Raw genomic sequence first — 14729 nt, forward strand, 5'->3', positions numbered from 1 at the left:
CGCATGGCGCTGATTTCTCTCGGCACGAAGATCCGCGCACGCAATGCTGCCAAATCGATCAGCGGAAGCCTGATCGGCGCTGCCACCGTCGGCATGTTGCGCACCACGCGCTATTTCGACCCGGTCAAGACCTCGGACTTTTTCGCGCGCGTCACCAAGACGATCGGCCCGCGTCTGCGCGAGCATCGCATCGGCCGCGCCAACCTCACCGCGGCGTTTCCCGAGAAATCGCCGGAGGAGATCGAGCAGATCCTGATGGGCGTGTGGGACAATCTCGGCCGCGTCGGCGCCGAATTCGCCCATATGGACCACGTCTGGGACTACGACCGCGAGCATCCGGAGAAAAGCCGGATCGAAATCCCGGCGCGCAGCATCGAGTTGTTCGACCAGATCCGCGACGACGGCAAGCCGGCGCTGATCTTCGCCGCGCATCTGGCCAACTGGGAGTTGCCGGCGCTCGCCGGCGTCGCGCACGGGCTGGACGCCGCGATCCTCTATCGCCGCCCGAACATCGCCTCCGCCGACCGCATCATCCAGGAGATGCGCCAGGTCAACATGGGCACGCTGATCCCGGCGGGCCGCGACGCACCTTTGCGGCTGGGTCAGGCGCTGAAAGAGGGCAAGCACGTCGCGATGCTGATCGACCAGTATCTGACCGGCGGCGTCGAGGTCACCTTCTTCGGCCGCAAGACGCGCGCCAATCCGACGCTGGCCCGCCTGCTCCGCCAGGTCGAATGCCCCATCCACGGCGTCCGCATCATCCGCCTGCCCGGCGGCCGCTTCACCGGCGAGCTGACCGAGGAAATCCCGCCGGTGCGCGATGCCGACGGCAAGATCGACATCCAGGGCACGATGCAGGCAGTCACCAGCGTGGTGGAGAGCTGGGTGCGCGAGCATCCTGAGCAGTGGCTGTGGCTGCACAGAAGGTGGCGGTAGGCGCCCCATTGTTGTCATTCCGGGGCGATGCGAAAGCATCAAACTACGGTGCGCAATTGCGCACCTGAGAATCTCGAGATTCCGGGTCTGGTGCTTACGCACCATCCCGGAATGACGCAGAACTTCACTGCTCCGGCAGTCCAGCATCCACCTCGGCCTGCACGACGCGCTCCCAGGCTGCGATGCAGATCGGACTTGCGTTCTTCATCGGCGGCCAGACGCTTTGTCTGTTCGTGCCGGGCCGCAAGCGCAGCCCCTCCGCGATCGCGGCCTTCGCCTCCTCGGCCCGGCCCGTTCTCTGATAGGCGGCAGCGAGCAGGAAATGCGAGCGGCCCGTCCCCGGCGTGATGGCGATCGAACGCTGCAGCCACGGCAGCGCCTCCTCGTAGCGGCCCATCAAGGCATGCGCCGTGCCTACGCCGAGCAGCCAGGTCCAGCGCGAGGCCGGCGGCGTGTCGTAGCGATCGGCTTGCTGGAACGTCGCGAGCGCATCCTCGAAGCGGCCGAGATAGATCTGGCCCAATCCGATCAGATAGAGCGCAGACCCGTTCCACGGATCGAAGCTCAAGGCCTTGGCGCAGGTGACAAGGCTTTCGACGAAATGGTTGGTCGCGCTGAGGAAGCGGCAAGTGGCCTCGAGCACCGGAATCGAATTCGGCTTCGACCGCAATGCCTGCTCGAGCGTCGCATTGGCCCTCCCCTCGACCGCAGCAGCCTCCTCCGGGCCGAACCAGACCATCTGGATGCCGCGCATCTGCAGCGAGGCGAGCGCGACCGCGATGTCGAGATTGTCAGGATCGTCAGCGAGCGCCTTTTGCAGCATGGCCTGCGCCGCGCCGAAACGCTCGCGCGTGGTCTGGTTGATCGAGGCGAGCGCCTGCTCGACGGCCACCTTGTCGCCGCCGACCGAGGATTTGCGGCTCGCAGATGACGATCCGCTCGGCTCCAGAATCTCGTTGAGACGGCGCGCGAGCACATGACCGACGCCGGCAACGAGCCGCGACTGCGCGAGTTGCGCGTCCGCATCGTCCGCGGCGACCGAAGCTGCAACGACCGACTGAACCTCGCCGGTCGCGGCCTTGACGATACGCGCGCGCAGCGTCCAGGATCGATCGCCATGCTGCAACTCACCCTGCAGCTCGTAATCGGATGATGCGGCGGATGCAGCAGTGCCGTCGCCGCTCCTGGCCGCCATGCGTGGCGCAACCACGCTGATGTTCTGGATCTTGGCAAAGCCATCCGTCAGACGACCGGTGACCTCTGCCGCCATCGCCGCGCCACGCGGGTCGTTGCCGTCATCAGCGATCGGCATCACCGCGAGCCGCGGCGGCGTTCGCCTGAACAGAAGGTCCGGCTTCAGCACGGGCGCGGCAACCGCAAGCCCCATGACGATCACAAAGAGCGCGGCCACGGCGGCGACCGTGGCCTGCCGGCTCAAGCCGAACATCGCGCGCCGCGACCTCACGGGCGGCACAGCAACCTCGGCCGGCGGCAGGGGCGCGACCTCGTCGCCCGGGTCCGGCCGGGCCTGCTCGGCCTGCACCAGGCCGGATTCGGGCGCAGCCTCAACTTCCGCCGCCAGCAGGTAGCCGCCGCCGGAGGCGAGCTTGATCAACTGCCGCCGGTCGTCGCCGAGCGCGTTCCGAAGCTCTCGGATGCATTGGAACAGGCTGTCCTCGCCGACATGGACATTCGGCCAGACCGCCTCCATCAGCTCCTGCTTGCTGAGCACCCGGCCGCCGCTGGTGGCAAAGAGCCGAAGCATCTCGAACGTCTTGGGCCGGAGCTTGATCGGCGTGCCATCGGCACCGCGCAGCTCCGCGCGCTGCAGGTCCAGCTCGAAGCCGGCGAAACGAAGCAAGTGATCCCCCAAAACGTCTCTCAAGGTGGCCCATATAGCGGAAGTCTGCCGAAAATGCCCGGAAATCGGGTCTGAAGCGCAAATATCAGAAACTTTCAGAAACTGGCCAACCCCTTATCAGGACACCAATCCCCACCCGATGCGATGAATCCGGTCGAGGACTCGGACCGCGTGTTGGGGGAAGTGGTGAGGACGGGGAAAGATTATTTTAAAGCGACCCGCCACCTGCGGGCCGCCCTGCTGACGTCGTCGGCGCTGGCCCTGGCCTGGGCGCTACCGTCCGCGCCCTCGCGCGCCGCCGCGAATGGCACCTGGCTCACCTCGCCCGGCAGCAACGATTACGGCAACGGCGCCAACTGGGACGGCGGCTTCGTGCCTGTCGGCACGGCCTCGTTCGGCACCTCCAATACCACCAGCCTGGCGATCTCGAGCGCCAGCGTCGGCGGCTGGACGTTCAATGCCGGCGCCGCGAACTACGTTTTTGACGTCAGCGGCCAGTTGAACCTCACGGGCGCCGGAATCACGGTCAATGGCGGCAGCGTCACGATCAACTACAACGTCAGCTTTTCGACGTCCACGTTCACCGGTTCAAGCACCGCGGGCGACGCCACCCTCAACGTCAACAGCGACCTTGCGTTCTACGGCAACAGCACGGCCGGCAATGCCACGATCAACAACAACAGTCAGATCGAGTTTTTCACGACCGGCCCCCTCACAGCCGGCTCGATCGCGGGCAGCGGGGTATTCGACCTTGGCGGCAACCAGCTGACGGTTGGCTCCAACAATCTGTCGACCGTCGTAACCGGCCAAATAGTCGACGGGTCGCTGGTCAAGATCGGCACGGGCACGCTCACGCTGTCGGCTTCCAACACGTTCGGAGGCGGCGTTACGCTCAGCGCGGGGACGCTGGGGCTTGCCAACAACAATGCACTCGGCACTGGCGCGCTGACGATATACGGCGGGACCGTAGCCTATGCCGATGGCATCGCCATCGGCAATGCGATTGACCTTCGCGGCAGCGCAACGCTCGATGTCACGACCGGCAGCGCGACCCAGGCAGGCGCCATCGGCCAAACCGGCGGCGCGTTCGGAATCGTGAAGACGGGCACCGGCACGCTGATCCTGAGCGGCGCCAACACTTACACCGGTGGCACCACGGTCAACGGCGGCCTGTTGCAACTCGGCAGTGCCGGCGGCGTCGGCTCCATTGTGGGGACCGTCAACGTTGGCGCCAACGGCAGGTTCAGCGTCGTCAACGCCGACACCAGCGGCATCACTGACATCTCCAACGCCGGTCTCACGGTGTTCCAGAACGCAAACAGCGCCGGCTCCGCGACCATCTCAAATAGCAGCACCCTCTATTTTTCCGACACGAGCACGGCCGGCAACGCCTCCATCACCAACAGCTCCTTCGGCGGGCTCGGATTCGCTGGATTCGCCACAGCGGGCAATGCGAGCATCACCAACAACGGGGGCATATCTTTTGTCGGCAACAGCACGGCCGGCAGCGCGACTATCACCAACGGCAGCGGCGGCCTGCTCTCTCTCTTCGACAACGCCACGGCCGGCAGCGCAACCATCACCAATAACTACAATATGTTTTTCTACGCCAATAGCACGGCCGGCAACGCCACGATCACGAACAATGCCTCCCTGAATTTCAACGACCATAGCACTGCTGGCGGCGCGACAATCACCAACAGCGCCACAGGCAACGTCTACTTCAACAATTCGAGTTCGGCGGGCAGCGCGACGATCACCAGCGACAACAACTACCTGTATTTCAACGATACCAGCACTGCGGGCAGCGCAAACATCACCAACAGCGCCAACAGCAGAGCCATTTTCCAAGGAAACGCCACGGCCAGCAACGCAACCATCACCAACGGCGCCTACCTTTATTTCTACGGCAGCAGCACGGCCGGCAACGCTGCTATCACCAACAACAATTGGCTGTCTTTCAACGACACCAGCACGGCAGGTAGCGCTACTCTCACCAACAATCGCTGGCTGTATTTCTACAACGACAGCACGGCTGGCAGCGCGACCATCACCACGTCCAATTTGCTGGTTTTCCGTGACAATTCCACGGCCGGCAACGCCTCCATCACCAACAGCAACACCATTAATTTCGTCGTCAGCAGCACCGCCGGCAGCGCGACGATTACCAACAATGCCGGCGGCACGACCTCCTTCCAGGACAACTCGACCGCCGGCAATGCGCAACTGATCAACAACGCGGCCAATGCCGTCTTCGATTTCTCGGGCAGCACCGGCCCGAACGGCGACCACAAGCTCAGCGCCGGCTCGATCACCGGCAACGGCACCTTCTCGCTCGGTGCCAACGAGCTCACGGTCGGCAGCAACAATCTGTCGACCGCCGTCAGCGGCGTGATCGCCGATGGCGGCGCGAGCGGCGATACCGGCGGTTCGCTGGTGAAGACGGGTACCGGCACGCTGACGCTGTCGGGCGCCAACACCTATACCGGCGGCACCACCTTCGCCGGCGGAACGGTCAGCGTCTCCTCGGACGCCAATCTCGGCGACCTCGCGGGCAGCCTGACCTTCAACGGCGGCGCCTTGCAGGTCACTGGCACGGCATTCACCGCCACCACGCGCACCATCAACTGGGGCGCAGCAGGCGGCACGTTCGACATTGCGAACGCCGCCAACAATTTCACCGTCAGCCAGACTCTCAGCGGCGGCGCGCTGACGAAGTCCGGCGCCGGCACGCTGACCTTGACCGGCGCGGACACATTTTCCAGCGTGACGGTATCCGCCGGCACGCTGGTGTTCCTCAACAACTCTGCCGGTAGCGCTGATATCGCCAACAACGCGCAGTTGACGTTCTACGGCAACTCCACAGCCGGCAGCGCGACCATCCACAACAGCGGCAATGTGCTGTTCGACGGCAACTCCACGGCCGGCAACGCGCAGCTCGTCAACACCACCTCCAGCGCCGTCATCGACTTCAACACCCCCGGCCCGGGCAGCGACGGCAAAATCAGTGCCGGCTCGATCGCCGGCGACGGCCACTTCAACCTCAACGGCGAGGAATTGACGGTTGGCGGCAACAACCTGTCGACCACCGTCACCGGCGTCCTCACCGGCGACGCACACAACACCGGAACATCGCTGATCAAGGTCGGCACCGGCACGCTGACGCTTTCGGGCATCAACACCTACACCGGCGCAACGATCGTGAACGGCGGCACGCTGGCGGTGAACGGCTCGATCGCGTCCTCCAGCGGCGTCACCGTGAACAGCGGCGGCACGCTCGGCGGTGCTGGCACCGTCGGTAACACGACGATCGCGAGCGGCGGCACGCTGGCGCCGGGCAATTCCGTGGGCACCCTCACCGTCAGCGGCAGCCTCACCTTCAGTGCCGGCAGCTTCTACCGGGTCGAGGTCTCCACGGCTGCCGTGGACCGGACCAATGTCTCGGGCACCGCGACGCTCACCGGCGCCACCGTGCAGGCGGTAGCGATTCCCGGCAGCTTCCGGAGCCAGACCTACACCATCCTCAATGCGACCGGCGGCTTTGGCGGAACGCAGTTCGCCGGGCTAAGCGTGAGCGGCAGCTTCAGCCCCACGCGCAATCCGCATCTCACCTACGACCTCAACAACGTCTACCTCGTGCTCGATCCCGGCACGATCGCGCTGCCGGCGGGCACCGGCGCCAACCAGAGCAACGTGGCCGGCGCCATCAACGGAGCCGTCGCAAGCGGCGGGACGCCGCCGGCCGGCTTCGATGCGCTGCTCAACATGGGCCAGCCGCAGCTCAACGGCGCGCTCGGCCAGGTCTCGGGACAGCCAGGCGCCGCCGGCACTCAGGCCTCGTTCAACGCCATGCAGCAGTTCGTCGGCATGCTCGATCCGCTTGGCGGCGGCGCGGATGGCGAGCGCGGCGCAAGCGCTGGCGATGGCGGGACGCTGGGCTACGCTTCGACCGCACCGAACGACGCAAGAGTACGCGAGGCCTACGCCGCGGTGACGCCGCGCGATGCAAGCGGCGATGTCATCGACCGCCGCTGGGGCGTCTGGGCCTCTGCTTACGGCGGCGCCAGCACGTTGAACGGCAACGCCGCGGCTGGTTCGACCACCACAAGCAGCCGCATCTACGGTACCGTCGTGGGCGCTGACTATCGCGTCTCCCCGAACACGCTGCTTGGCTTCGCCCTCGGCGGCGCTGGCTATAATTTTACGCTGTCGGACAGTCTCGGCGGCGGCCGCGCCGATCTGTTCCAGGCCGGCGTCTACGGGCGCCACACATTCGGGCCGGCCTACCTCTCGGCAGCGCTGGCCTATGGCTGGCAGGACGTCACCACCGACCGCACCGTGACGGTCTCAGGCACCGACAAGCTGACTGCGAATTTCAAGGCCAGCACCTTCTCCGGCCGCTTGGAAGCCGGCTGGCGCTTCGCACCGATTCCCGCCTCGACTTTCGGCGTGACGCCCTACGCAGCGGTGCAAGTCACCACCTTCCACCTCCCCGGCTACGGCGAGACCGCGATCGTCGGCAGCAACCAGTTCGCGCTCTCCTACACCGCGCAGGACACCACCAATGTCCGCACCGAGCTCGGCGCTCGCACCGACCAGCGCTTCCTGGTCAGCGACGGCGTGCTGACCTTGCGCGGCCGCCTCGCCTGGGCGCACGACACCAACACCAACCGGCTCGTCAGCGCCGCCTTCCAGACGCTCCCCGGCGCGGCGTTCACCGTCAACGGAGCGCAGCCTGCCGCGGACTCCGCACTCGTTGGCGGCCGCGCGGAGATGAAATGGAAGAGCGGTCTCTCGCTCGCAGGCACGGTCGAGGGTGAGTTCTCCCAGAGCACGCAGACTTACACGGGCAAGGGAACGGTGCGTTATGAGTGGTGAGCGGCGCTGCGCGCGGTGTTGCGCCCGCGTGTCGATTAGGCCAGCCCGGATCGTGACTTAGGCGCCGTCACCGACGGTGACCCGCAGATGGCGCTTCTACTGTGCAAGGGGTTGTTTTGCGGATTTGGTTTGCCGGGCTGGTTCCCGAGCCGACTACCGCCCCGTCTTCACCTTGGTCCAGAGCCGGTTGATGATGCGCTGCGTTGCCGGCTCGCGCGCCGTGATGACGAACAGTTTTGAAAGCGTCGCCTCGTCCGGATAGATGTTCTTGTCGTTCAGGATCTTTGGATCGACCAGCTTCTGGCTGGCGAGGTTGCCGCTCGCGTAGGACAGGAAGTCCGAGTTCTTGGCGGCGACGTCGGGGCGATAGAGATAGTTGATCAGCTCGTAGGCCTCCTTGACGTTCTTGGCATCCGCGGGGATCGCGAGATTGTCGAAGAACATCTGCGCGCCCTCCTTCGGAATGGCGTAGCCGATCTCGATGCCGCTCTTGGCTTCCGCCGCGCGGGCGCGGGCCTGCATGATGTCGCCGGACCAGCCGACCACGAAGCAGATCTCGCCAGTGGCCAGCGCGCTCAAATATTCCGACGAGTGAAACTTGCGCACGGACGGCCGAACCTTGGCGACGACATCAGCGGCCTTCTCGAGGTCCGCCTGCTTGGTCGAGTTCGGATCGAGCCCGAGATAGTTCAGCGCCGCCGGAAAAATGTCGTCGGCGGAGTCGAGCATGTGGACGCCGCAGTCTTTGAACTTGGCGAGGTTCTCCGGCTTGAAGACGATGTCCCAGCTGTCGATCTTGGCGTCGGGTCCGAGGATCTGCTTCACCTTGGCGACGTTGTAGCCGATGCCCGTCGTGCCCCACATGTAGTTCGCGGCAAAATCGTTGCCGGGGTCGTAGGTCGCGAGATGCTTGGTCACCATCGGCCAGGCATTGCCAAGGTTCGGCAGCTTCGACTTGTCGAGCTTCTGAAAGATGTTGGCCTTGATCTGGCGCTGCAGGAAATAGGCTGTGGGCACCACGACGTCATAGCCGGACTTGCCGGCCATCAGGCGCGTCTCCAGCGTCTCGTTGGCATCGAAGGTGTCGTAGACCACCTTGATGCCGGTCTCCTTGGTGAAGGCCTCAAGGACATCCGGCGCCATGTAGTTGGACCAGTTGTAGAAGTTGACGACGCGTTCCTCGGCTCCCGCTGGAGCGGAGAGCAACGTCAGCGCGGCGGCGATTGCAAGACCGAGGCGAAACCGCGAGCGGCTGACGTTCGTCATCTCAAATCTACCTCTTGCGTCCACGTACCGCGTCCGACAACCGCTCCAGCGCAGTGTCGAGGGTCTCGTCCTTCTTGGCAAAGCAGAAGCGCACCACCGAGGTCACCGGGTCCTGCTCGTAGAAGGCCGACACCGGGATCGCCGCGACCTTGTAATCCCTAACGATGCGCCAGCAGAACTCGGTGTCGCTCTCGTTCAGCCCGAGCGGCGACAGGTCGACGGTGAGGAAGTAGGTGCCTTGCGACTTCAGCACCGGGAAGCCGAGGCTTTCGAGGCCCTTGGTGAGACGGTCTCTGCTCCGCGTCAGGTCCTTGCGCATCGACAGGAAGTAGTCGTCGGACTTGCCGAGACCGTAGGCAACGGCGGCCTGCAGGTTCGGCGCGGTGGTGAAGGTCAGGAACTGGTGCACCTTGGCGGCGACGCGCAAGAGCGGCGGCGCGGCGCAGACGAAGCCGATCTTCCAGCCGGTCAGCGAAAAGATCTTGCCGGCCGAGCCGACCTTGATGGTGCGGTCACGCATGCCGGGGATGGTGATCAGCGGGATGTGCTTGTGCTCGTCGAAGGTGACGTGCTCCCAGACCTCGTCGCAGATCGCGATGACGTCGAACTCCTGGCAGTAGCGCGCCAGGAGCTCGAGGTCCTCGCGCGGATAGACCACAGCGGAGGGATTCAAGGGGTTGTTGAACAGCACCGCCTTGGTCTTTGAATTGAAGACACTTTTCAGCATGTCCTCATTCAGCCGCCAGTGCGGCGGCTCGAGCCGGACGAGGCGCGGAATGCCGCCGGCCTGGCGGATGATCGGCAAGTAGGAATCATAGACCGGCTGGAAGCAGACCACCTCGTCGCCGGGCTGGACCACTGCGAGGATCGCCGACGTCAAAGCCTCGGTGCCGCCGGAGGTCACCATCACCTCGCTCATCGGATCGAGCTTGAGGCCGTGCCAGTGGCCGTAATGGGTCGCGATCGCCTGGCGCAGCTCAGGCAGGCCCATCATCGACGGATACTGGTTGTAGCCGTTCAGCGAGGCGTCGGCCGCGGCGCGGCGGATGTCCTCGGGGCCCGGATCATCAGGAAAGCCCTGGCCGAGATTGATGGCGGCATTGTCGCGCGCGGCCTGCGACATCGCCTCGAAGATGGTGACAGGAAGGTCGGCGAAGACCTTGTTCAGGGACGAGCTCTTGGACATCGGGCCGATCAGCCACCGACCTTGCTGGGAAGACCCGCCGCCTTCCAACCGAGCATGCCGCCGGCCAGATGCTTGTCGTAAGGCAGGCCCGCCGCCTGCGCCGCCAGCGAGGCCGTCACCGAGCGCTTGCCGGAGCGGCAGGCGAATACGACCTCCTTGCCTTGCGGATCGGGGATGGCCTTGGGATCGAAGGTCGAGAGCGGCACCACGACGCCATAGGGGTAGGCCTCGGCCTCGACCTCGTTCGGCTCGCGCACGTCGACGAGGAGATAGCGGCCTTCCGCGACACCCTTGGAGACCTCCTCCGGAGTCAGATCCTGTACTTGATTTGCCACATCATCCTCCAACGTCGCGGGGTCCTTGCCGGGGCGATCCCGGCGGGCGGCAACCTCGCCTCTCGGCAGACGAAAATCAAGCGCTACAAAGGCTTGAGCTGCCTTGCGCAAGTTAAAGCTAAATCGCAGCGACTTGAAGTGTGCTTTGAATCCTAGGCCGGGATGCCCGGCCTAGATCGTCACCTGCGTTCCGACCTCGACCACGCGGCCGCTCGGGATCTGGAAATAGTCGGTGGCATCGTTGGCCGAGCGGCTCAGCGAGATGAACAGCCGGTCCTGCCAGCGCGGCATGCCGGAATGGGCGGCGGGCTTGAGCGCCCGGCGCGACAGGAAGAACGAGGTCGACATGATGTCGAACTGCCAGCCGAGCTTCCGGGCGATGGCGAGGGCCTTCGGCACGTTGGGCGATTCCATGAAGCCGAACTTCAGCGTCACCTTGGAGAAGGTTGGCGAGATCTGCTCCAGCTTGACGCGCTCGGCCGGATCGATGCGCGGGGTCTGCGCGGTCTCGATGGTGAGAATGACGTTCTTCTCGTGCAGCACCTTGTAGTGCTTCAGACTATGCATCAGCGCGGTCGGCGCGCTGAGCGGGTCCGAGGTCAGGAACACGGCGGTGCCGGGCACACGCTGCGGCGGCCGCTTCTCCAGCATGGCGACGAGGTCGGCGAGCGGGAACTCGAGCTTGCGCGACTTCTCGAACAGCAGCCGGCTGCCGCGCCGCCATGTGTACATCAGCAGGATCATCAGCGAGCCGAGCGCCAGCGGCACCCAGCCGCCCTCGAACACCTTGAGCAGATTGGCGGCAAGGAAGGTGAAGTCGAGGCACAGGAACGGGACGATCAGCGCCGCGGCGGCGACCGGCGACCAGCGCCAGGCCTTCCAGACCACGACGAAGCCCATCATTCCCGTGACAACCATCGTGCCGGTCACGGCGATGCCGTAGGCGGAGGCCAGCGCGCTGGAGGAGCGGAACAGCAGCACCATCAGGATCACGGCGACCAGCAGCAGCTGGTTGATGCGCGGGATGAAGATCTGGCCGGAATGGGCCTCGGACGTATGGCGAATTTCGAACCGCGGCAGCAGACCGAGCTGGATCGCCTGGCGCGTCAGCGAATAGGCGCCGGTGATGACGGCCTGGCTCGCGATCACGGTCGCCATGGTGGCCAGCACGACCATGCTGCCGCGCAGCCAGCCTTGCGGGAACAGCTGGAAGAACGGGCTCACGATCGCCCCGGGGTCATCCAGGATGAGCGCGCCCTGCCCCAGATAGTTCAGCGCGAGCGACGGCAGCACGATGAACAGCCAGGCGGTCTGGATCGGCCGCTTGCCGAAATGGCCGAGGTCGGCATAGAGCGCCTCGGCGCCGGTCACCGCCAGGAACACCGCGCCCAGCGTCACGAAGCCGATGATGCCGTGGTGGAGCATGAACGACACCGCATAGAGCGGGTTCAACGCGAACAGAATTTGCGGCTGCCGGATGACCGGCCCGATCGCCGCGACCGCAATCACGGCAAACCAGACGCACATCACCGGGCCGAAGAACGCGGCGACACGGGCTGTGCCGCGCGACTGCACGGCGAACAGGCAGACCAGGATCACAACCGTGAGCGGAACGATATAGGGCTCGAAGGTCAGCGTGACGTCCTTCATGCCTTCGATCGCCGACAGCACCGACACAGCCGGGGTGATCACGGCATCGCCGTAGAACAGCGCGCCGGAGATGATGCCGAGCAGGACGATGGTGGCCCCGCCGGTGCCGACCGCGCGCTGGGCCAGCGCCATCAGCGCCAGCGTGCCGCCCTCGCCATTGTTGTCGGCGCGCAGCAGGATCACGACGTATTTGAGCGTCACCACGACGATCAGCGCCCACAGGATCAAGGACACCACGCCGAGCACGGCCGCCGTCGTCGGCGCGCCCTCCGCGCCCGAGGCGGCCAGCACAGCCTCGCGGAACGCGTAGAGCGGGCTGGTGCCGATGTCGCCATAGACGACGCCGATGCTGCCAAGCGTCAGCGCGCCGAAACCGGCGGTGGTGTGGGCCTCGCCATGCCCATTGGCCGCCGCCGTTTCCGGGGCGGAAATCGCTACGTCGCTTGTCATGGGAGAGCCCGATGGCCTCTAAAAATGCTTCACTGCACAACGGCGGAAGAGCGCGCGGCTTATAGTCCTGCGCTGCCGGCATAGCCTAGCCCGATTCTGGGCCCTCGCCATGCGAATTTCGCATGGGTTCAGCAGTTGCGTTTTCAAATAGTCACTTGGGTTCCGACTTCAACCACCCGCCCGGTGGGAATCTGGAAATAGTCGGTGGCGTCGTTGGCGGACCGGCTCAGGGCGATGAACAGATGGTCCTGCCACAGCGGCATGCCCGACTGGGCCGACGCCTTCAGCGACCTCCGCGACACGAAGAACGACGTCGACATGATGTCGAACTGCCAGCCCTGCTTGCGTGCGATCGCAAGCGCCTTGGGCACGTTCGGCTGCTCCATGAAGCCGAAGCGCAGGCGGACCTTCGAGAACTTGTCGCTGATCTTCTCCATCCGGAACCGTTCGGAGAGATCGACCCGCGGCGTATGCGCGGTCTCGATGGTCAGGATCACGTTGTGCTCGTGCAGCACCTTGTTGTGCTTGAGATTGTGCAGCAGCGCGGTCGGCACGAAGGCGGGATCGCTGGTGAGGAACACCGCGGTGCCCTTGACGATGTGCGGCGGCCTCTTCTCCAGGCTCCGGATCAGGTCGTCCAGCGGCACCTCGATCCGGCGCGTCTTCTGGATCAGGATTCCCGAGCCCTTCCGCCATGTCCAGATCGTGCCCGCCATGGCCGCACCGAACAGCAGCGGCACCCAGGCGCCTTCGAGCAGCTTGAGCAGATTGGCGCTGAAGAAGGTCATGTCGACCATGACGAAGGGCAGGATCACGACCGCGGCGGTCGCGGCGCGCCAATTCCACAGCTTCCAGATCACGACGAAGCCCATGATGCCGTCGGCCACCATGGTGGTGGAGACTGCGATGCCATAGGCCGAAGCCAGATTGCTGGGCGTGTGGAACAGCAGGACCAGCAGCATCACGCCGATCAGCAGCAGCCGGTTCACCCGCGGCAGATAGATCTGACCGGCATGGGTCTCGGAGGTGTAGCGCACCTCGAAGCGCGGCAGGAGGCCGAGCTGCACCGCCTGATAGACCAGCGAATAGGCGCCGGTGATCACCGCCTGGCTCGCGATCACGGTGGCCGCGGTCGCAAGGCCAACCAGCGGCAGCACGAGGCTCTCGGGCACCATACGATAGAAGGAATGTTCGATCGCGCTGGGATCAGACAGCACCAGGGCGCCTTGTCCGAAATAGTTGATCAACAGCGAGGGCAGCACGAAGAACATCCAGGCCGACTGGATCGGCTTGCGGCCAAAATGGCCGAGATCGGCGTAGAGCGCCTCGCCGCCGGTGACCGCCAGGAACACGGCGCCGAGCGTCACGAGACCAATCGTGCCGTGCGACAACAGGAATTGCAGCGCGTAATAGGGATTGATCGCCGCCAGCACCGTCGGATCGTCGGCGATGTGGACGGCGCCCATTACCGCAAGGCAGGTGAACCAGATCACCATCACCGGCCCGAACGCCGAGGCCACCAGCGCGGTGCCCTTGCTCTGCACCGCGAACAGCAGCGCCAGGATTAGGACCGTGAGCGGCACGACATAGTGCTCGAACGCAGGCGTTGCGAGCTTCAGTCCGTCGACCGCCGACAGCACCGAGATCGCCGGCGTGATCATGGAATCGCCGATGAACATGGAGGCGCCGACCACGCCCAGCGCTAGCAGGAACCAGCTTCGCCGCCCCAGCGCGCGCTGGCCGAGCGCCATCAGCGAGAGCGTGCCGCCCTCCCCGTTATTGTCGGCGCGCAAGAGCAGCAGGACGTATTTGGCGGTGACGACGATGAACAGCGCCCACAGGATCAGCGAGAGCACGCCAAGCACGATGACCCGCGAGACCGGCTCGCCACCGGCGGCGCCCCGTACCGCCTCGTGGAATGCGTAGAGCGGCGACGTGCCGATATCGCCGAAGACGACGCCAATGCTCCCGAGCGTGAGCGCCCAAAAGCCTGTTTTGACCGGCCCTTCCTGGGCCTCGGTCGATGTAATGCTCGCCGCCATGAGGGTGGAAAACGCTTCTTCCCTTGAATTGATCCGGCGCCTTTTGACGCTTCCTGCGCGCGTGTCAATTGGCACAACATAGCAGGCGCAGCGGCAGATGCTGTGACGGCGCAGCCACGCCGTCG

8 protein-coding genes are annotated in these 14729 nt (G+C 65.1%); 2 read left to right on the forward strand and 6 right to left on the reverse strand.

Annotated features, from left to right (window positions below):
• Positions 1-3 precede the first annotated feature (3 nt).
• Positions 4-936, forward strand: coding sequence for a lipid A biosynthesis lauroyl acyltransferase (locus BRAGE_RS0119895; protein WP_027557280.1), 933 nt, complete (start codon positions 4-6; stop codon positions 934-936).
• A 124-nt stretch (positions 937-1060) separates the two neighbouring features.
• On the opposite strand, the gene BRAGE_RS0119900 is transcribed toward BRAGE_RS0119895, so the two are convergent.
• The gene (locus BRAGE_RS0119900; protein ID WP_027557279.1) at positions 1061-2797 is read right to left on the reverse strand and encodes a tetratricopeptide repeat protein; all 1737 of its coding nucleotides are present in this window, start codon (positions 2795-2797) and stop codon (positions 1061-1063) included.
• Between the two features lie 186 nt (positions 2798-2983).
• On the opposite strand from BRAGE_RS0119900, the gene BRAGE_RS48895 reads away from it, so the two are divergent.
• Entirely contained in the window at positions 2984-7675 is a 4692-nt protein-coding gene (locus tag BRAGE_RS48895; protein WP_159073912.1) for a beta strand repeat-containing protein, read from the forward strand.
• Positions 7676-7828: 153 nt separating this feature from the next.
• On the opposite strand, the gene BRAGE_RS0119910 is transcribed toward BRAGE_RS48895, so the two are convergent.
• From BRAGE_RS0119910 to BRAGE_RS0119930, 5 genes are all read right to left on the reverse strand, one after another.
• Positions 7829-8941 carry a polyamine ABC transporter substrate-binding protein gene (locus BRAGE_RS0119910; RefSeq protein ID WP_027557278.1) on the reverse strand — a complete coding sequence of 371 codons (1113 nt, stop codon included), beginning with the start codon at positions 8939-8941 and terminating at the stop codon, positions 7829-7831.
• A 7-nt stretch (positions 8942-8948) separates the two neighbouring features.
• Positions 8949-10127 carry an aminotransferase gene (locus BRAGE_RS0119915; protein WP_027557277.1) on the reverse strand — a complete coding sequence of 393 codons (1179 nt, stop codon included), beginning with the start codon at positions 10125-10127 and terminating at the stop codon, positions 8949-8951.
• Positions 10128-10135: 8 nt separating this feature from the next.
• A complete protein-coding gene (locus BRAGE_RS0119920) occupies positions 10136-10462 on the reverse strand; it encodes a rhodanese-like domain-containing protein (RefSeq protein WP_027532212.1) in 327 nt (108 codons plus the stop codon).
• A 171-nt stretch (positions 10463-10633) separates the two neighbouring features.
• Positions 10634-12562 (reverse strand): potassium transporter Kup, encoded by a 1929-nt coding sequence (locus BRAGE_RS0119925; protein ID WP_027557276.1) that lies wholly within the window; start codon positions 12560-12562, stop codon positions 10634-10636.
• A gap of 143 nt (positions 12563-12705) precedes the next feature.
• Complete coding sequence (locus BRAGE_RS0119930; RefSeq protein WP_027557275.1) at positions 12706-14604, reverse strand: potassium transporter Kup; 1899 nt, start codon at positions 14602-14604, stop codon at positions 12706-12708.
• Positions 14605-14729: the final 125 nt, after the last annotated feature.

Origin of the sequence: Bradyrhizobium genosp. SA-4 str. CB756, assembly GCF_000473125.1 — a bacterium.
In the GTDB taxonomy this organism is placed as follows: Bacteria; Pseudomonadota; Alphaproteobacteria; order Rhizobiales; family Xanthobacteraceae; genus Bradyrhizobium; species Bradyrhizobium arachidis.